At 63.9% G+C, this 18,188-nt stretch carries 18 protein-coding genes; 12 read left to right on the top strand and 6 right to left on the bottom strand.

The window, feature by feature from the left end; genetic code table 11:
- Entirely contained in the window at positions 1–1,518 is a 1,518-nt protein-coding gene (locus B0B52_RS03855) for a CoA-acylating methylmalonate-semialdehyde dehydrogenase (RefSeq protein ID WP_077592302.1), read from the bottom strand.
- Positions 1,519–1,636: 118 nt separating this feature from the next.
- Here B0B52_RS03855 and B0B52_RS03860 point away from each other — a divergent pair, with 118 nt between their 5' ends.
- From B0B52_RS03860 to creD, 8 genes are all read left to right on the top strand, one after another.
- A complete protein-coding gene (locus B0B52_RS03860) occupies positions 1,637–2,614 on the top strand; it encodes a LysR family transcriptional regulator (RefSeq protein WP_077592303.1) in 978 nt (325 codons plus the stop codon).
- A 177-nt stretch (positions 2,615–2,791) separates the two neighbouring features.
- On the top strand, positions 2,792–3,940 hold the full coding sequence (locus tag B0B52_RS03865) for an ABC transporter permease (protein WP_077592304.1): 1,149 nt from the start codon (positions 2,792–2,794) through the stop codon (positions 3,938–3,940).
- A 147-nt stretch (positions 3,941–4,087) separates the two neighbouring features.
- Positions 4,088–4,876 (top strand): ABC transporter ATP-binding protein, encoded by a 789-nt coding sequence (locus B0B52_RS03870; RefSeq protein WP_077592305.1) that lies wholly within the window; start codon positions 4,088–4,090, stop codon positions 4,874–4,876.
- Between the two features lie 169 nt (positions 4,877–5,045).
- Positions 5,046–5,999 carry an MlaD family protein gene (locus B0B52_RS03875; RefSeq protein ID WP_077592306.1) on the top strand — a complete coding sequence of 318 codons (954 nt, stop codon included), beginning with the start codon at positions 5,046–5,048 and terminating at the stop codon, positions 5,997–5,999.
- Between the two features lie 71 nt (positions 6,000–6,070).
- Positions 6,071–6,691 carry an ABC-type transport auxiliary lipoprotein family protein gene (locus B0B52_RS03880; RefSeq protein WP_254425630.1) on the top strand — a complete coding sequence of 207 codons (621 nt, stop codon included), beginning with the start codon at positions 6,071–6,073 and terminating at the stop codon, positions 6,689–6,691.
- Entirely contained in the window at positions 6,670–7,284 is a 615-nt protein-coding gene (locus B0B52_RS03885; RefSeq protein WP_254425627.1) for a Crp/Fnr family transcriptional regulator, read from the top strand. The genes B0B52_RS03880 and B0B52_RS03885 overlap by 22 nt, the downstream gene beginning before the upstream one ends.
- Before the next feature lie 62 nt (positions 7,285–7,346).
- Positions 7,347–8,387 (top strand): DMT family transporter, encoded by a 1,041-nt coding sequence (locus B0B52_RS03890; RefSeq protein WP_077592308.1) that lies wholly within the window; start codon positions 7,347–7,349, stop codon positions 8,385–8,387.
- Positions 8,388–8,563: 176 nt separating this feature from the next.
- Positions 8,564–9,943, top strand: coding sequence for a cell envelope integrity protein CreD (creD, locus tag B0B52_RS03895; RefSeq protein WP_077592309.1), 1,380 nt, complete (start codon positions 8,564–8,566; stop codon positions 9,941–9,943).
- A 26-nt stretch (positions 9,944–9,969) separates the two neighbouring features.
- Here creD and creC read toward each other — a convergent pair whose 3' ends face one another.
- The 4 genes from creC to B0B52_RS03915 form a co-directional block, all read right to left on the bottom strand.
- Positions 9,970–11,367 (bottom strand): two-component system sensor histidine kinase CreC, encoded by a 1,398-nt coding sequence (creC, locus tag B0B52_RS03900; RefSeq protein ID WP_077592310.1) that lies wholly within the window; start codon positions 11,365–11,367, stop codon positions 9,970–9,972.
- A gap of 36 nt (positions 11,368–11,403) precedes the next feature.
- Positions 11,404–12,084, bottom strand: a complete 681-nt coding sequence (creB, locus tag B0B52_RS03905; RefSeq protein ID WP_077592311.1) for a two-component system response regulator CreB — start codon at positions 12,082–12,084, stop codon at positions 11,404–11,406.
- Positions 12,085–12,210: 126 nt separating this feature from the next.
- On the bottom strand, positions 12,211–12,843 hold the full coding sequence (locus B0B52_RS03910) for a MarC family protein (RefSeq protein WP_077592312.1): 633 nt from the start codon (positions 12,841–12,843) through the stop codon (positions 12,211–12,213).
- 64 nt (positions 12,844–12,907) lie between these two features.
- A complete protein-coding gene (locus B0B52_RS03915) occupies positions 12,908–13,654 on the bottom strand; it encodes an SDR family oxidoreductase (RefSeq protein WP_077592313.1) in 747 nt (248 codons plus the stop codon).
- A gap of 107 nt (positions 13,655–13,761) precedes the next feature.
- Between B0B52_RS03915 and B0B52_RS03920 the strand changes: the two genes are divergently transcribed.
- From B0B52_RS03920 to B0B52_RS03935, 4 genes are all read left to right on the top strand, one after another.
- Positions 13,762–14,364, top strand: coding sequence for a 2-hydroxychromene-2-carboxylate isomerase (locus B0B52_RS03920; protein ID WP_077592314.1), 603 nt, complete (start codon positions 13,762–13,764; stop codon positions 14,362–14,364).
- Between the two features lie 47 nt (positions 14,365–14,411).
- A complete protein-coding gene (locus tag B0B52_RS03925; RefSeq protein ID WP_077592315.1) occupies positions 14,412–15,101 on the top strand; it encodes a dienelactone hydrolase family protein in 690 nt (229 codons plus the stop codon).
- 2 nt (positions 15,102–15,103) lie between these two features.
- Positions 15,104–16,027 carry an amidohydrolase family protein gene (locus B0B52_RS03930; protein ID WP_077592316.1) on the top strand — a complete coding sequence of 308 codons (924 nt, stop codon included), beginning with the start codon at positions 15,104–15,106 and terminating at the stop codon, positions 16,025–16,027.
- A gap of 217 nt (positions 16,028–16,244) precedes the next feature.
- Positions 16,245–16,895: a glutathione S-transferase family protein gene (locus B0B52_RS03935; RefSeq protein WP_077592317.1), complete on the top strand. Its 651-nt coding sequence runs from the start codon at positions 16,245–16,247 to the stop codon at positions 16,893–16,895.
- A gap of 127 nt (positions 16,896–17,022) precedes the next feature.
- On the opposite strand, the gene B0B52_RS03940 is transcribed toward B0B52_RS03935, so the two are convergent.
- Positions 17,023–18,177 (bottom strand): magnesium transporter CorA family protein, encoded by a 1,155-nt coding sequence (locus B0B52_RS03940; protein WP_077592318.1) that lies wholly within the window; start codon positions 18,175–18,177, stop codon positions 17,023–17,025.
- Between the last annotated feature and the right edge of the window lie 11 nt (positions 18,178–18,188).

The raw sequence follows: 18,188 nt of genomic DNA on the forward strand, positions 1-18,188 counted from the left end.
TTACTTGGCCGTTGGCATGACAAACTCTGCGCCCTTGCCAATGCTCTCAGGCCAGCGCTGCATGATGGACTTCTGCTTGGTGTAAAAACGCACGCCTTCCTCACCGTAGGCATGCATGTCCCCGAACAGGCTTTTCTTCCAGCCGCCAAAGCCGTGCCAAGCCATGGGCACCGGAATCGGCACATTGATGCCCACCATGCCCACCTGGATGCGCCGGCTGAATTCGCGTGCCACATTACCGTCCCGCGTGAAACAGCTCACGCCATTGCCAAACTCATGCGCATTGATCAGCGCCACGGCTTCGGCCAGGTCTTTCACTCGCACACAGCCCAGCACCGGGCCGAAAATTTCTTCCTTGTAGATGCGCATTTCGGGCGTCACATGGTCAAACAGCGTGCCCCCCATCCAGAAGCCCTGCTCGCAGCCGGGGCCGGCACTCTTGCCTGTGAAGCTGCGGCCGTCGACCAGCAGCTTGGCGCCTTCCTTGACGCCGGTGTCGATATAGCCGGTGATGCGGCTGTGCGCTGCACCCGTGACGATAGGGCCCATCTCGGCATCGAGCTCGACGCCGTTCTTGACGACCAGGGTTTTGGCGCGCGCCGCCAGCATGGGAATGAGCTTGTCGGCCACGTTGCCGACCAGCACCGCCACCGAGATCGCCATGCAGCGCTCGCCTGCCGAGCCGTAGCCGGCGCCAATCAGCGCATCGACCGCCTGCTCCAGGTCGGCGTCGGGCATCACCACCATGTGGTTCTTGGCTCCGCCCAGCGCCTGCACGCGTTTGCCGTGGTGGGCGCCGGTTTCGTAGATGTAGTTGGCAATCGGTGTCGAGCCCACGAAAGACACGGCCTTGACGTCGGGATGCACCAGCAGCGCATCAACGGCCTCCTTGTCGCCCTGGACCACATTGAACACGCCGTCGGGCAGGCCGGCCTGTTTCAGCAATTCGGCGATGAACAGGCTGGGGCTGGGGTCGATGGGGCTGGGCTTGAGGATGAAGCAGTTGCCGGCGGCAATCGCCACCGGGAACATCCACATCGGCACCATCACCGGGAAGTTGAAGGGCGTGATGCCGGCGACCACACCCAGCGGCTGGCGCAGGGTCCAGTTGTCGATGCCGGTGCTCACCTGGTCGGTGAAGTCGCCCTTGAGCAGCTGCGGGATGCCGCAGGCAAATTCCACAATGTCGATGCCGCGTGAGACTTCGCCCTGGGCGTCGGTAAACACCTTGCCGTGTTCGGCAGTGATCATGTGAGCGAGCTTGTCCTTGTGGACATTCAGCAGCTCGAGAAACTTGAACATCACGCGGGCGCGGCGGATCGGCGGGGTGTCGGCCCAGGCGGGGAAGGCGGCTTGGCCCGCGGCGACTGCAGCGTCAACCTCAGAGGAACTGGCCAGGGCTACGCGGCCCGTCACCGCCCCGGTGGCTGGGTTGAAGACTTCCTGGCTGCGGTTTGATGTGCCGGGGACCACTTGGCCATTGATGGCGTGGCCGATGGCTGTGACAGACGAATTCATATTTGGGCGACTCATATCATTCATTTTGGGAACTCCATTGGGCAATCCCCAAGATTAGCGGACGGTGGCGACTTATGCCAGTTTGAATTTCTCAGTAGTGTTATTAAAATTACTAATAATGGACATCCAGACACTACGGATTTTTGCGGCGGTGGCCCGGGAGGGCAACCTCTCGCGTGCCGCCGACAAACTGGCCCTGACGCAGCCCGCCGTCAGCCTGCAGATTAAAGGCCTGCAAGCTGCCACGGGGCTGACACTGTTTACGCGCAGCGCCCAGGGCATGAACCTCACCCGTGACGGCGCAGCGCTGCTGCCGCTGGCCGAAAAAGTGCTGGCCGCGCAGGGCGACTTCAAAAATGCCGCGGCCAGCCTGCACACGCAGGTGCGCGGCCGGCTGCGCATAGGCACCATCCTCGACCCCGAGTTCACCCGGCTCGGGGCTTTCCTGAAGGTGCTGGTGGAAATGGCGCCCCAGGTCGAGACAGAGCTGCGCCAGGCCATGAGCGGCGAGGTGTTGGCCCAGATAGAGCGTGGCGAGCTGGATGTGGGCTTTTACCTGGGTACGCCCGGCCAGCCTCTTGATACCAATGGCTTTGAGTCAAATCGGCCTTCAGCCCTTTCCGCACGGGCGCAAACAGCTATTAATTCAGTAGCAGATCGGCAGGACAGCCGGCCGGCGCTGTTTGCCGTGCGCGAGCTGACCCACTTCACCTACCGGGTGCTTGCGCCGGCCGGCTGGGGGCCGCAGGTGCGCGGCAAGGGCTGGAAGGCGCTGGCCGCCTTGCCGTGGATCGCCACGCCGCCGGCGTCGGCGCATCACCGCCTGCTGGCCAGCGTGTTCGGCCCGCTGGGTGTCGAGCCGAACCGGGTTGCGCTGGTGGACCAGGAGGCCTCCATGCTCGACCTGGTCAAGTCCGGCGTGGGCCTGAGCCTGGTGCGCGATTCGATCGCGATGCGCGAGTCTCATGCGGCTGGGCTGGTGATTGCCGACCAGGTCAGCTTGCAAAGCGTGCTGAGTTTTGTCAGCCTGAGTGCGCAACGCCAGGCGCCGGTGGTTGCAAGCGCCTGGCAGGCGCTGGAGGCCGTATGGTCCTGAACTTGCAGGCAGCGCTGTAGGACAGGATGGGTGGCCCGTTGGGGGCAAATGCTGTGGCCCGCTTGGCGGCCGCTGGATTAACATGCCTTTACAAGCGGCAGCGCGGCTCAGCGGCCCAGTGCCGGAGCGCCGCCCTGTCTTGTTCATCGTTCCCAAGCTGTTGCCCCTATCGAAAACATGCCATCTCCGGAGGACGCCGCCGCGCGCGAATCCACTCCGCACATTGACCAGCAAGACACGCCCGATGGCGCGTGTTGTCTGGTGCTGGGTTCATGGACCGCGGGCGAGCTGACGGTTCAGCCAGCCTGGGTGGCCCTGGCGGCCCAACTCAAAGGTCTGGCCGCCGAAAACGGCGCGCTGTGGGATCTGCGTCAACTGGACCAGCTGGACCACCTGGGCGCACAGGTACTTTGGAACCATTGGGGCCGCCAGTGGCCGGACAAGCTCGAGGTGCTGCCTCAGCAACGTACGGTGCTCGACCGCGTGGCCCAGTTCAGCATTGAGCGGCCCGAGCCGCCGGCGCCTGGCCTGCGGCAGGCGTTTTTCTCGCTGGGCGATGGCGTGTTGCAGGTGGTGGACCACGGCGCGGACCTGCTCGCGCTGGTGGGCCGGCTGATGCTCAATCTTGTCAAGCTCGCCAGAAGGCCGCGTGAAGGACCCTGGCGCGACCTCTCCGGTCACCTGTACCACATAGGCGCGACGGCCCTGCCCATTACCGCGCTGGTGGGTTTCCTCATTGGCGTTGTGCTGGCCTACCTGATCTCGCAGCAACTGCGCCAGTTCGGCGCCGACGCCTTCATCGTCAACATCCTGGGTATTTCACTGATCCGCGAACTCGGCCCCGTGCTGGCCGCCATCCTGATTGCCGGCCGCTCCGGCTCGGCCATCACCGCGCAGATCGGCGTGATGCGCGTGACTGAGGAGCTTGACGCGATGCGGGTGATGGGCATTGCCCACAGCTACCGGCTGGTCATGCCGCGCGCCATAGCACTGGCCATCGTGATGCCGCTCATCAGCGTTTGGACCACCATTTCGGCGCTGTTTGGCGGCATGCTGGCTGCGGATCTGGTCATGGGCGTGACACCCTCATTCTTTATTGACGCCTTGCCGGCAGCGGTGGACGCTGCCAACCTGACACTGGCCACCGCCAAGTCGGTGGTCTTTGGTGTGCTGATCGCCTTGATAGGTTGCCACTTCGGCCTGCGCGTCAAGCCCAACACCGAAAGCCTGGGCCAGGGCACGACGGCTTCGGTGGTCACATCGATCACTGTGGTCATTCTGGTCGACGCACTGTTCGCGGTCCTGTTCAAGGGCGTTGGAACATGAATAGGGCCCCCACGCTTGTCGCTTCGCGAGCCTACGGCGGTGCGCTGCCCCTTGAACGAAGAAGAGGGGCCGCTGCGCCTGCGGCCCGGCGGAGCCGGTTCCGCGGCCCCGGCTTGATTGAAGAGCCAACACTTTGGGGTGTGCCCGATGAGTGACGTCATCGTTGACATCCGCAAACTGTCTACCGTTTTCACCAACGGCAAGAAGGAGTCCGTTATTCACCAGGACCTGGACCTCACCATTGAGCGCGGTGAATTCCTGTCGCTGGTGGGCGGTTCGGGTACCGGCAAGACTGTGTTGCTGCGCGAAATGTTGGGGCTGGAAGAGCCGACGCGTGGTGAAATCACGGTGCTGGGCAAGCCTGCGGCCGAGCTGGGCAAGCGCGGCGCGGCGCGGCGGGTGGGCATGCTGTTTCAGCACGGCGCGCTGTTTTCCGCTTTCACGGTACTGGAGAACATTGCCTTTCCGCTGCGCGAACTCAAGACCCTGCCTGACGCGCTGATCCGCGAAGCCGCCATGGTCAAGCTGCAGATGGTGGGCCTGGCACCCGAACATGCGGACAAGATGCCGGCCGATTTGTCCGGCGGCATGGTCAAGCGCGTGTCGCTGGCCCGGGCCCTGATCATGGACCCGCCGCTGCTGCTGCTTGATGAGCCGACGGCCGGGCTGGACCCGGAAAGCTCCGACAGCTTCTGCGCGCTGCTGCGCTCCCTGCACAAGGGCATGGAACTGACGGTGGTGATGGTCACGCACGACCTGGACACGCTGTTTGAGCTGAGCACCCGCATTGCCGTGCTGGCCGACAAGCAGGTCATTGTCAGCGGCCCGCCGCGGGATGTGATTGCGTTTCCACATCCCTTCATACGCAACTTTTTTCTGGGTGAACGGGGTCAGCGCGCGATGGAGCTGCTGCGCGAATACCCCTTCACCGTTTGATGCATGGCTGCAAATTCATTTTTTGGGCGAACTGCGGCGTTGCGCGGTGCTCGCAATCCTCATGTACCTGGGTACATTCCGGTTGCTGCGCTCCGGGCGCCTTGCATTTCATCCCAAAAATCTGAATTTTCAGCCATGCATCGCTACAGCTATTAGAGAGGTTTTCAAAATGGAAAACAAAGCCCATGCCATGGCCGCCGGCGTTTTTGTGCTGGTGGTTGCCGCCCTGCTGGCGTTGCTGGCTGTCTGGCTGACCCGCGACAACGGTGAGCGCAATCTGTTTGAGTTGTCCACGCGCGAGACCATCTCGGGCTTGCAGCCGCAGGCCCAGGTGCGTTTTCGCGGTGTGCCGGTCGGCAAGGTCGAGTTCATCGGGTTCGACCACAAGACCAAGGGCAATGTGCTGATCCGCATCTCGGTTGACGTGGCCACACCGCTGACCCAGTCCAGCTTTGCGACCATCAGTTCGCAGGGCGTCACAGGGCTGGGTTTTGTCCAGCTCGAAGACGTCGGCCCCTCGACCGTGCCGCTGGTGCCCAACGACGACGACCCGCCGCGCATCCCGCTCAAGCCGGGCCTGCTCGACAAGCTGCTCAACAAAAGCGAGGTGATCATGGACCAAGTCGAAGCGGCCAGCACCAAGCTCAACAAGCTGCTTGGCGACGGGAACCAGCAGACCCTGATGACCTCCGTCCAGCAGTTCGGCCAGGCCGCCGACAGCATCAACAAGCTGGCCCTGAAGCTGGACCCGTTTGTGGCCACCATGCCCCGGCTGGGGCAGGAAGCCAGCGCTACCATGAAGTCGCTGAAGACCGCGGCCGACGATGTGTCCAGGACCGCCAACGAAGTGAACACCACGGCCAAAAAGCTCAACGCCAAGGACGGCCCGCTCGACAAGCTCGCGCAGGGCGGTGAGGCGCTTTCGGGCGCCGTAGAAACTTTCAGTGCGGCAACGCTGCCGCGCCTTGGCGAAGTGGCCGATGAAACCGCACGCGCCATGCGCCAGCTCAGGCGCACGGTCAACGCGGTGGACGACAACCCGCAATCGCTGATTTTTGGCAACGGCGCGCCCGTGCCTGGCCCGGGCGAGCCCGGCTTCACCGCTCCCGGAGAAAAACCATGAACTCTTTCTTTGCTATTAAAAATATAGCTGTTCGCGCCCGACGAATAAGGGGAAATGGCCGATTTTGCTTGATGATTTCAGCTGCGCTGCTGCTCGGCGCCTGCTCGGCTTTGCCCGACAAGCCGGTGCGCGCCGCGTTGTACGACTTTGGCCCCGGCCCCCTGAACACGCCAGCGACGACGCGGCAGGCTCCGTTGTCGCCGCTGTCGCTGTCGGACATCGGCACACCCGGCGGCGCGCTGGACAACCAGGCCGTGCTGTATCGCCTGGCTTACGCAGACGCGCAGCAATTGCGCCCTTATTCGCAGGCGCGCTGGAGTATGCCGCCGGCGCAGCTGGTGCGCCAGCGCCTGCGTGAATCACTCAGCCGCAACCGCCCGGTGTTTAACGCCGGAGAGGGCCCGGCCCTGAACCGTGGCGCCAATCAGGGCGTGCTGCCGCGTACCCTGCATCTGGAGCTTGAAGAGTTCAGCCACATTTTTGACGCACCGGGCCGCAGCGCCGGCCTGATTCGCCTGCGCGCCACCCTGGTGGAGAACCTGCCCAGCGGTGAAAAACTGCTGGCCCAGCGCAGCTTCATCGCGCAGCGGCCCGCGCCCAGTGCTGACGCGCCAGGCGGTGTGCGCGCGCTGACGGCTGCCACCGACGCGGCAATCGAAGAGATTTCCACATGGCTGCAACAGATCCCCTGAACCCCAGCGCCAGCGACGCAGTGCGCGAAGTGACGGGCCAGGCGGCCATGTCGCTGGAAGAACAGCTGCGGCAAGCCGGCCTGGAGTTGCTCGGCAGCTGCCAGAAAATGTCGGGACGCGGGCCGGGCCTGCTTCAACACTCGGCGCTGCTTGAAGACTTCACGCTGGCCGAGCTCGATATCCTGGGCGAGTCCATGCTGCTGATCCGCGCCAAGCCCGGCCAGGTGCTGATTGCCGAGGGCGACACCGGTGACTGGATGCTGCTGCTGCTCAGTGGCACGGTGGATGTGACCAAGGCCACACCGCCTGCTGCCGACGACCCGGATGCGCAGGCCCAGCTTTCGCGCCTGGGCGTGGTCACCGAAGGCGCCGCCTTGGGGGAAATGTCGATGTTTGACCGCGAACTGCGTTACGCCACCTGCACCGCCATTGATGCGGTAGAGGCCGCCGTGCTGAGCCGCTCCGCCGTAGGCCGGCTGATACGCCAGCACCCCGGCGTGGGCGCCAAGCTGGTGGTCAAGATCACCCAGCTGCTGGCTCAGCGCTTGCGCAACACCAGCAACCGGTTGGTCAGGTTGCTACAAAAAACATAGCTTATGGTGTCCGTCGTTGTTGGAGTAGAGGCTGATTTGACTGATCTCATGGGAAGGGGAACATGAACATACCGGCTTTGCGCGGCGGCCTGCTGGCGCTGCTTGCGGCGACGCTTTTCGGTATCAGCACGCCGCTGGTGCAATACCTCGGCCGCGGCTTGGGGCCGCTGACCACGGCGGCCCTGCTGTACGCCGGTGCCGCGCTGGCCGGCGCACTGCTGAGAAAAGGCAGTCGGCTGGAAGCACGGCTGCAGCGCAGTGATTGGCGGCGTTTGCTGGCCGTGGTTGTCTTCGGGGCCGTGATCGGGCCGGTGGCACTGGCCTGGGGCCTGCAGCGCACCAGCGGCGCCAGTGCCTCCCTCATGCTTACCCTGGAGGCCCTGTTCACGGCGCTGCTGGCTTGGCAGCTTTACCGCGAAACCCTGGGTGCGCGTGTCTGGGTCGCCATGGCGCTGTTGCTGGCCGGCGGTGCTGTGTTGGTCCTGGACCAGGCCCGTCTGGGCGGGGCTCAGCTTGCCGGCTTGCTTGCGGTACTGGTGGCCACCGCCGCCTGGGGCATGGACAACACCTTGTCACGAGCTCTGGCCGAGCGCGACCCGGGGCAGGTTGTGATGGTCAAAGCGGCGCTGGGCGCCACGGCCACTGCCTTGCTTGCATTGACTTTCGCTGAATCAGCGCCTGGCCTGGTGGCCGCAGCCGGATTGCTGGCGGTCGGTGCCACCGGTTATGGCCTGAGCCTGCGGTTTTACCTGCTGGCCCAGCGCGCTTTCGGAGCCGCGCGCACCGGCTCCGTCTTTGCCTTCGCGCCCTTTATCGGCGCGGTGCTCGCCCTGGCCCTGGGCGACCGCTCGGTCAGCGCGTGGATGGGCGCCGGGGGGGTGCTGATGCTGGGTGGCGTGTTGCTGCATCTGATGGAGTCACACGGCCATGCGCATGAACACGCGGCGCTGGACCATGAACATGCGCACGACCATGCCGATGGCCACCACAATCATCGCCATGTGCCGATGCCCGAGGGCATGCACAGCCACTTGCACCACCACGAATCGCTGGAACACGCACATTCTCATGTGCCTGATGCGCACCACCTGCATCGTCATTGATCCAGCGTCATCCGGGTGCTGGGTTGGCAAATACGCGGCAAGCACAGGGGCAGGTTGGCCCGGAAGCTTGAAAAAGTGCGCCACTTCACCCTGGTTTCACACAAGCCCCGTTCGCTCATACCGGCTTCACAAAGCATTTGCACACTCCATTCGTTATCAAAACGAAAGGAAGCCAAGTGAAGTCAAAACTACTCTCCATTGCCCTGGTGCTGATCCTGCTGATTGCGGCCCTGGTTCAGATCAGCGCCGTGGTGCATGACCGCCAGACCTACCGGAACATTGCCATTGCAAGCGTGGCGCAAAGCCTGGCGGGCGCGCAGACGCTGACCGGGCCGCTGATCCACATGGCCTGCACGGAAGAGTGGAATGTCAAGGTCGACAAGGAGGTGCGCGCGGAGCGGCGCGAGTTCGTCATGGCGGCCGCGCCGGCCGTGCTCACGGTCAAGGGCAGCAGCCAGCTGGAGCCGCGCTCTCGCGGCCTGCATGCCACGCAGGTGTTCAGCCTCAAGGCGCAGCTGGTGGCGCAGTGGGCAGACACGGAAGCGCTCAGGCCGGTGGCCCTGCATGTCGGCTCACGCATGAGCTGCGGCCAACCGATCCTGATGATGGCGGTGTCCGACGCGCGGGGCATACGCCACGCCAGCGTGAAGATCGGCGAGCAGGTCTTGCCGCTCAAGCCCGGTACTTTCTTTGGCAGCTACCCGCGCGGCGTGCATGCGCCGCTGCCGCCGGGCCTGGCACGCGCCACGCCGGTTGAAGCCGAGCTTGAGCTTGAGCTGGTCGGCACCGAAAGCATTTCTGTCGTGCCGCTCGGTGGCGACACGCGCATGCAGCTCAGCTCCAATTGGCCGCATCCGAGTTTTGGCGGTCAGTTCCTGCCGGTTGAACGCAAGATCAGCGACAACGGTTTTGAAGCGACCTGGCGCGTGAGTGCCCTGGCCAGCACGGCGCAGCAGGACGTCACGCGCATAGATGGCGGCAAAGGAAAGAGTGTGTGCCCACCTGCGATTGATGGTGGCATGAGGGGCTCTTGCGTGGAGGCCTTCAGCGTGACCTTTGTCGACCCTGCCAACACCTACGCCCTGAGCGACCGCGCCACCAAATACGGCTTGCTCTTTATCGGCCTGACCTTTCTCGCGGTCGGCTTGTTCGAGTTCATGAAAGCGTTGCGTGTTCACCCCATCCAGTACTTTTTGGTGGGCGCTGCCATGAGCATGTTTTTTCTCCTGCTGGTGAGTTTGTCGGAGCACATGCGGTTTGACGCCGCCTACGCCATTGCCTCGGCGGCCTGCGTGTTGCTGCTGACGTATTACGCCAGCTACATGCTCAAAAGCTGGGCGCGTGGCGTGCCCTTTGGCCTGGGCATTGGCTTGCTGTACGGCATGCTTTTTGTGCTGCTGCAGATGGAGCAGACGGCCCTGGTGCTGGGTGCTGTGGCGCTGTTCGTGGTGTTGGCCGCCATCATGATGCTGACGCGCCGGATCGACTGGTATGCGCGCTTTCGCCAGACCGGCCAGACCGGACAGCCCGTGCAGAGCGTGGAGGTGACCGGTTGATGCGCGCCGCCGATCTTTCAGTCGGTTTAAAAGTGCAACTCAACCCGCAGCCCGGGGTGGGTGTTGCGTACCTCCATGCGGCCGCCATGGAGCGCCATGATCTGCCGCACGATGGCCAGCCCGAGGCCCGAGCCTTTGGTCAGGCCATCGGGGCGCACGGTCGAGAAGAAGCGCTCGCCGAGCCGCGGCAGGGCGTAGTCGGCAACCCCGTCTCCGCCGTCCTGCACGGCGACCATTCCTTCTGCGGCTTCAATCGTGATGACCGAGCCCGCCGGCGCGAAGGAACGGGCGTTTTCCAGCAGATTGCTGAGCGCCAGGCTCAGAAGGCCAGGCTCGGCATGGACGCGGGCATCTTCAGGCTGAACGATGATTTTGATCGTGTGTTGCGCCCGCCCGGCCTGGGCGATGGCCGCAAATGGCTTGAGAAACTCAACCCACGGCAGGCTCTCGCGACTGAGCTGTGCATGGCGTTGCTCCAGCTTGGTCAGTTCGAGCATGCGGTCCACCAGCGCCTGCAGGCGGCCGGTCTGGCCCAGCACCTGCCCTGCAAATTCGCGGCGCGCGTTTTCGGGAAGTTCGTCCTGCAGCAACTCGCCCGCTCCGCGAATAGCGGCCAGCGGGCTTTTGAGCTCGTGCGTGAGTGCGCGTACGTAACCCTCTATGTACTCATGGCCCTCGAGTTTGCGGCGCATGGCGTCGACTGCCAGCGCCAGCTCTCCGAGCTCACCCGGTATCTGCGGCACCGCCGGTTTGGCGCCCTGGCCGACGGCGTTGGCATAGTGGCGCAGCTTGCGAATGCTCCACACCACCCAGAGCGTCACGGCCACACCGATGGCCAGGGACAGCGCCAGTAACAGCAGGCCGCTGAGAAAAATCTTGCGCTCGGCCCGGTCGATGAAGGCCTGTATCGTGGCCACCGGCTTGGCAACCGTCAGCACACCAATGGTTTTGCCGTCGTGCGTGACCGGCGCCGCCACATACATGATGGACGTCCGGTCGTCATGCTGGATTTCGCGCGTGGCGCGGGCGCCGTATTCGCCACGCAGGGTGCGGGCCACGTCACGCCAGCGCGAGTAATCCTGGCCGGTGGCGGCATTTTCCGAGTCAAACATCACCGTGCCGCGGATGTCGGTGACGTAGACCCGAAAGTCCAGCGACTGCTTGGCCAGGCCCCAGATCTGCACGTCGATGGGGCGGCGGGCGTAGCCGCGCACCTGCTGGGCAAAACGCCCGTCCGCCATGTGGCCCGTGGCCAGGTCGTCGCTGGCCAGCTCGGCCAGGATGTTGGCGGTGTCCACCATCATGTCTTCCATGACTTCGCGCACGCTGGGCTTGACCTCCGCCATGAAGACGCGCAGCACAAAAAAAGCCGCCAGGCCGGTGACCAGGAAGAAGCCGAAGAGCAGGCGTATGCCTAGACGCATTTCAATTGCTTCACGCAGTGAACCGCAACGGGGGGGTCATATTGAGTAGCCCATGCCGCGGTGCGTCACGATGTACTCGCGTCCGGGCGCGGCTTCCTCCAACTTGGCGCGCAAAGTCTTGATGTGGGTGTCCACTGTGCGGTCGGTGCTGTCCGAGTCTGCGCCCCAGACGGCGCTCAACAGGTCTTCTCGCGAGCGGATGCGGCCCGGGTGTCGCAGCAAGTCGGCCAGCAGGCCAAACTCGCGGCGGGTCAGCGGCAGCGGCCGGCCCTGGAGGCTGATGCGCTGACCCGCCAGATCAATGTCGAAAGGGTTGGCGCCCACAGTCGGCGCCGGGGTTGCAGGCTGCATGCGCGCACGTCTGAGCATGCCGCGCACGCGCGCCAGCAGTTCACGCGGGCTGAAGGGTTTGCTCACATAGTCGTCGGCGCCCAGCTCAAGGCCGAGCACGCGGTCGATCTCCTCGCCGTGCGCGCTGAGCATCAGCACCGGCAGGCTGCTGTGCACGCGTAGCTCCCGGCATAAATCGAGTCCGTTGCCGTCGGGCAAGCCCACGTCGAGGACCAGCACGTCTGGCGGGCGCAGTGCCAGCTGGCGCCTGGCGTCGCTGAGCAGCAGGCAATGAGTCACCTCCAGCCCGTCACGCTCCAGCGTGTAAATGATGGACCTGGCAATGGCCGGATCATCTTCGACCAGCAGAATGCGCGCACTGCTCATTGGACCCGCGCGCTCACCGGAAAATTTCAGCAGGGGCCGCGGAACCGGCTTTGCCGGGCCGCAGGCGCAGCGCCCCCTCGGGGGGCAGAGAGCTACACGCAGTGAGCGAACGTGGGGGCTCCATATCTAGCGGCCCAGAATGGGGAAGAGCTTGAGCAATCCGCCGGTCATCACCTCGATGGCCAGCGCGGCGAGGATCAGGCCCATCAGCCGCGTCATCACGTTGATACCGGTTTTCCCGAGCACCCGGGCAATCGGGTGCGCGAGCGAGAAACACACGGCGGTGGCCAGGCCAATCACCACGCCATAGCCAACCAGCATACTGAGCTGCAGGAAGTTCTGGGCTTTCTCCGCATAGATGACCACGGTCGACATCGTCGCCGGGCCGGTGAGCAGTGGAATGGTCAGGGGCACCACCGCAATGCTGGCGCCCATGGCCGCCTTGGCGGCACCGTCTTCGAACTCGTGGGTGTTCGGCTTGGCCTCAGCCGGTTGCGCATTGAGCATGTTCATGGAGCTGATCAGGAGCAGCATGCCGCCGCCCACCTGGAAGCTGGCCAGAGAAATACTGAAAAACTCCAGAATCTGCAGACCGGCCAGCGCGCTGGTGGCAATCACGAGGAAAGCGCTGAACGAAGCGGTGACGATGGTGCGCCGCCGCTGGGCAGTGGAGAAGCCCTGTGTGTAATGAATGAAAAAAGGCACGATGGCCAGGGGGTTGACGATGGCCAGCAGCGTCACCAGCGGTTTCAGATCCATGCGTCAGCCCTCTGGAAAAACTCATGAGGCAGCGAATGACACGAAGTGAAAAGCGCGGAGGTCACTACCTGCCTCCTGCGATATCCAGCAAAGCGCCGGTCGTGTAGCTCGATCCGCTGCCGAGCAGCCAGACAATGCTTTGTGCGACTTCGTCGGCGGAGCCCGCGCGTTGCATGGGGACCAGCGGCGCCATGGTGCGCGCACGGTCCGGCAGGCCGCCCGAAGCGTGAATGTCTGTTTCGATGATGCCCGGTCGTACCGCGTTGACGCGGATGCCTTCGGCCGCTACTTCTTTGGCCAGGCCGAGTGTGAAGGTGTCCACCGCGCCCTTGGCCGCCGCATAGTCCACATACTGCCCGGGCCCGCCCAGCCGCGCTGCGGCGCTGGAGACATTGACAATCGCGCCGCCCGTGCCGCCATAACGTGTGCTCATGCGCTTGACCGCTTCGCGCGCGCAGACCATGGTGCCGATGACGTTGATGTCGAACATGCGTTTGAGCCGCGCAACGCTCATGCCGTCCACGCGCTCGGTACGGTCGACCACGCCGGCGTTGTTGACCAGCGCAGTCAGGCGGCCGAGCTTGGCGTCCACCTTTTCGAACATGGCCAGCACCTGGTTTTCTTCGGCCACGTCCGCCTGCACGGTGATGGCCGTGCCGCCGCCTTGGCGGATCTGCCGCACCACCTCGTCGGCGGCCAGCGAATTGGCGGTGTAGTTCACCGCCACGGCGTAACCGGCGCGGGCGGCTTGCAGGGCGGTGGCTGCGCCTATGCCACGGGAGGCGCCAGTGATCAGAACAATTTGGGACAAGACCGGTCTCCAGCAATAAAGTGCAATCCCGAGTACAACCCGGAGTTGACCCGAATCTACCTCAATCGGCCGCAACGGCTGAGAACAAATTACCGGCAGGAGACACCTTGAGCACCACCATCGACTATTACTTCACCCCGCAAAGCCCCTGGACCTACCTGGGCCATGAACGCTTTGTGCACATTGCCCGCGCGGCAGGTGCCGCAGTGCGGGTGCTGCCGGTGGACTACGGCAAGATTTTTCCGGCCTCTGGCGGCCTGCCGCTGGGCCAGCGTGCACCGCAGCGCCAGGCCTACCGGCTGGTGGAATTGCAGCGCTTCAGCGAGCACCTGCAGATACCGCTGAACCGTCAGCCCAAATATTTTCCGGTAAGCGGCGACCCTGCCGCGCGCCTGATCACCACGGTGGACCAGCAGGACGGCAGCGCCGCCGCCATGGCCCTGGGTGGCGCCATCTTCCGCGCGGTCTGGGTCGAAGAGCGTGACATTGCCAGTGAACAGGTGCTGGCAGAAATTCTGCAAGCAGCCGGCCTGGACGCAGCGCGGCTGGCGCAATCACACAGCCCGGAGGTGCAGCAGCTGTATGAAGCCCACACCAGGCAGGCGATGGATGCAGGCGTGTTCGGCGCACCCAGCTATGTCGTGGAAGGCGAGATTTTCTGGGGTCAGGACCGCTTGGACCTGCTTGAGAAAAAACTCGCCGCCAAGTAAATTGAATCGTTCACCAGCGTCAATATCAGCATCAGGAGATTTTCACCATGGGTAAATTCATCGACCTCAAATCCGCAGACGGTTTTGTTTCCCCGGCCTATGTGGCCGAGCCCGCTGGCAAGCCGAAAGCAGCCGTGGTGGTGGTGCAGGAAATTTTCGGCGTCAATTCGCATATCCGTTCGGTTGCCGATGGCTACGCGGCTGCCGGTTACCTGGCGGTGGCGCCGGCCACCTTCCATCGGGTGCAGCCCGGTGTGGACATTGGCTACACCGATGCCGACATGAAAACCGGCATGGGGCTCAAGGCTGCGGTGGAAGCCCTGTCGCCACCGGGTGTGTTGCAGGATGTGCAGGCGGCCATCCATCACGCCGCGCAAACCAGCGGGGGCAAGGTCGGCATCGTCGGTTATTGCTGGGGCGGCCTGCTGACCTGGCGCGCGGCCTGCACGCTGTCCGGTTTGTCCGCGGCCGTGCCTTACTACGGCGGCGGCATGACGGCGGGCGAGGAGCCCGCGCGCAAACCGGCCTGCCCGGTGATGGTGCACTTTGGTGACCAGGACCACTGGATCCCGCTGGACACCGTCGAAGCCTTCAAAAAAGCCCAGCCCGGCGTGCAGGTGCACGTGTATGAAGCCAACCATGGTTTCAACTGCGACCAGCGCGGCTCGTACAACGAGGCGGCGGCCCGGCTGGCAAAGTCTCGCTCGCTTGAGTTTTTTGCCAAACACTTGGGCTGAACATGGTTTTCAGTCAAGTTATAGGGCATTTTTGGCCACTGGCCCTTTCGTGGCGGGCGCAGGCAGCTATTGTTTTTATAGCATCTTCCGCATCCGTGCAGGCGGCTGACTACAGCGGCCCGCTGTTTGACGCGCACCTGCACTACAACGAGGAAGCCTGGAACGGCAGCGTGGGGCCCCACTCGCCGGCCGATGTGCTGGCGCGCATGCAGCGCAACGGCGTCAAGGCCATCGTCGCCAACTCGCGGCCCAACGACGGGACCAAGGCGCTGGCCTCGCTCGAGCAGACAAAGCAGGCCGGTGTCACTGTCGTGCCATTTATTCGCCTGTACCGCAACCGCGCCGACTACGACAACTGGTTTCGTGACGAGACAATTTACGAGATGGTGCAGGCCGAATTCGCGCGCGGCGTCACCGGCGCCCAGGCTGGGCCGTACAAGGGCATTGGTGAATTCCACCTGTATGACAGCGCCAATGCCAATGGGCCGGTTGCAAAAAAGCTGATGCAGTTCGCCGAAAAGAACAAGCTCGCGGTGCTCTCGCATGTGGACGATGTGGCGATTGACCTGCTGATGGCCCATGCACCCGGCGCCCGGCTGATCTGGGCGCACACCGGAATAGGCGGTGCACCGGCCACGCGTGTGGATGCACTGTTCACCCGCTACCCGGCGCTGATGGGCGAGCTGTCCTACCGGCCCGGCCTGACCTGTGATGCCGGCAAACTGTGCCCCGAGTGGCGCGCCTTGTTGCTCAAATACCCAGACCGCTTCATGATCGGCTCGGACACCTGGGTCAACCAGCGCTGGCAGTATTACGACGAACTCATGAAGGGCTACCGCGCCTGGCTGGGCGACCTGCCGCCCGATGTCGCGCGGAAAATCGCCTGGGATAACGGCGCAACCTTGTTTGGCGTCGCCAAACCATAAACCTGCCACAGAACCTTCCCCGCATTTACAAGCAGGGGCCGCGGATCTGGCTTCGCCAGTCCGCAGGCGCAGCGGCCTCCGAGGGGCTGGAGCCTGCGGCTCCAAAGCTGCTTGAGCAGCTTTGGACAGGCGACAGAGGCGAAGCGTCTCGCGAGCCGCGGCCTGCAAGGCCTCGGGAGCTACGCGCAGTGAGCGACCGTGGGGGCACAATCTGGTCATGAAGCAGCTTTACTACGACCCCAGCACCGCCTCCATGGTGCCGCACATCGTGCTCGAAGAAATCGGCGTTCCTTACCAGCGAGTGCTGATCGACCGCACGCAAAACGCGCACAAGACGCCAGACTTCCTGCGCCTCAACCCGAACGGGCTGATCCCGGTGCTGGTCGATGGTGATCTGGTGTTGTACGAAACCGCGGCGATTTGCTTGCATCTGTGCGACACCCATCCTGAAGCAGCACTGGTGCCGCCTCTGGGCACGGCTGAGCGCGCGCATTTCTATAAGTGGCTGATGTGGCTGACCAATACCCTTCAGGCCACGCTGATCACCTACTTCTATTCCGATCGTTCAGTGGCACCGGGCAATGCCGCTGGGGCGGCGGAGGTCAAGGCGCAGGCCGAAGTGAAAATCGGTGCCATGCTCGACCAGCTTGACGTTGAACTGGCGCGCCATGGCGGCCCCTGGTTTGCCGGGAAGAAGTACAGCGCGCTGGACGCCTATGTGCTGACCCTGTGCCGCTGGACGCGCAACTTCAGCTCGCCTGCGGCTCGCACCCGGCCGCATCTTGGGCCCTACCTGCAGCGCATGCTGGCGCGGCCAGCGGTGGCGCGGATCTTCGAGGCGGAACAGCTCGCGCAGCCCTGGGTCTGAGCACGGCGGGGGTGGAGGTATTTTCGGTTGTGGCGCTTGAAGCGGGGCTCTGAAAAATATATCAGGCCTTGTCAGTGGCCGCCGCTTCGAGGATGAGCCGAGAGGCCGAGAGGCCGAGTGGTCAGCGTCAGCGTGCAGTTCTGGCCAGATACTGCTTGCGCCAGAACACCGTTCCAACAACGATGACCAGGACGACCATGAATCCAAAAATCCACCAGAAGCCGTTGCGTGTATGAATGAGGGGCAGGTGCTCGAAGTTCATGCCGAAAAAGCCGGTGATGAGATTCAGCGGCAAAAAGATGGCAGTCAATGCGGTCAGCGTACGCATGATGCTGTTGGTGCGGTTGCTCTGTGCGCTGAAGTGGATTTGCACCACGGTTTCCGCTGACTGTTCCAGCCGGCGCGCGTGGTGCACCACGCGCTGTATGTGCTCAACAACATCGCGGGCGCGGGCCACCAGCTGGTCGCGCCGGCTCTGCGCCAGCTGGTCGTTGGCGGCAAAGGATGACATCGGCTGCTCGCGCAGGGAGTCCAGCCATTCCTGTATCGCATCGTGCTGTTCGTCGCACAGGTCTTCGAGCACGTGCAGCTGGCTGCGCGCGCCCATCAGCGAGCCCCAATTGATGAAACGCGAGTTGGGTTTGAGCAGCTCGGCCTGCCAGTGTTCCAGCTGGGTGGTGAGCTCCTTGCGTACATCCAGGTAGCTGTCCACCATCGCGTTGATCATGCGCAGCACCAGGTCGGCCGGACCGGACGGGATGCGGTTGCGCGCCGACGCCGCGTCCACACTTAACTTGGCGTCGGTCAATGAGCGTTCAATGAAACTCTTGGCGGTGTAGCAGCCGCGCGGGTGCACGCTGATCAGCAGCCGGTCGAACACCACGAAACCCACGGCCCGGGAACTGATGCGGTTGAAGGCCGGCAGCCCGCCGCGCGGTTTGATGCGAGGCTGGCCGCCCTGCCCATGGTAGGCCTCGACAGCAGCTTCGTGCTCTGCTTCGGCGCGCGTCTCCGCCTGCGTGGCCAGCCGGCGGAAGATGATCAGGTCGTAGATCGAGGTGAAGTCGTAGTTCGAAGGATGGACAGCGTTGCTCAAATCCTGACAGTGCAGGTCCAGCAGGGGCGATCCGCCCAGTTGCTGCGCCGCCTGCTGCAGCAGCGGCTGGTGGGCGGCGAACTCGTCGCGGTCGACAAACACCCAGACGAAGCCGTTGGCCGGGGCCTTTGCCGGCAAGGCGTCGGAAAAGCGCAAGGTGTCGGCGGTGAATTCAACAATTTGCACGATGTCCGTCC

Origin of the sequence: Polaromonas sp. A23 (assembly GCF_002001015.1) — a bacterium.
Taxonomy (GTDB): domain Bacteria; phylum Pseudomonadota; class Gammaproteobacteria; order Burkholderiales; family Burkholderiaceae_C; genus Polaromonas.

Excerpts from the sequence above, each read along its gene's own strand:
- B0B52_RS03925 (WP_077592315.1), top strand. The coding sequence starts at position 14,412 with ATGGGTAAATTCATCGACCTCAAATCCGCAGACGGTTTTGTTTCCCCG.
- B0B52_RS03855 (WP_077592302.1), bottom strand. The coding sequence starts at position 1,518 with ATGAATTCGTCTGTCACAGCCATCGGCCACGCCATCAATGGCCAAGTG.
- B0B52_RS03910 (WP_077592312.1), bottom strand. The coding sequence starts at position 12,843 with ATGGATCTGAAACCGCTGGTGACGCTGCTGGCCATCGTCAACCCCCTG.
- B0B52_RS03865 (WP_077592304.1), top strand. The coding sequence starts at position 2,792 with ATGCCATCTCCGGAGGACGCCGCCGCGCGCGAATCCACTCCGCACATT.
- B0B52_RS03860 (WP_077592303.1), top strand. The coding sequence starts at position 1,637 with ATGGACATCCAGACACTACGGATTTTTGCGGCGGTGGCCCGGGAGGGC.
- B0B52_RS03870 (WP_077592305.1), top strand. The coding sequence starts at position 4,088 with ATGAGTGACGTCATCGTTGACATCCGCAAACTGTCTACCGTTTTCACC.
- creC (WP_077592310.1), bottom strand. The coding sequence starts at position 11,367 with ATGCGTCTAGGCATACGCCTGCTCTTCGGCTTCTTCCTGGTCACCGGC.
- B0B52_RS03875 (WP_077592306.1), top strand. The coding sequence starts at position 5,046 with ATGGAAAACAAAGCCCATGCCATGGCCGCCGGCGTTTTTGTGCTGGTG.
- creB (WP_077592311.1), bottom strand. The coding sequence starts at position 12,084 with ATGAGCAGTGCGCGCATTCTGCTGGTCGAAGATGATCCGGCCATTGCC.
- B0B52_RS03885 (WP_254425627.1), top strand. The coding sequence starts at position 6,670 with ATGGCTGCAACAGATCCCCTGAACCCCAGCGCCAGCGACGCAGTGCGC.
- B0B52_RS03935 (WP_077592317.1), top strand. The coding sequence starts at position 16,245 with ATGAAGCAGCTTTACTACGACCCCAGCACCGCCTCCATGGTGCCGCAC.
- B0B52_RS03880 (WP_254425630.1), top strand. The coding sequence starts at position 6,071 with ATGATTTCAGCTGCGCTGCTGCTCGGCGCCTGCTCGGCTTTGCCCGAC.
- B0B52_RS03930 (WP_077592316.1), top strand. The coding sequence starts at position 15,104 with ATGGTTTTCAGTCAAGTTATAGGGCATTTTTGGCCACTGGCCCTTTCG.
- B0B52_RS03890 (WP_077592308.1), top strand. The coding sequence starts at position 7,347 with ATGAACATACCGGCTTTGCGCGGCGGCCTGCTGGCGCTGCTTGCGGCG.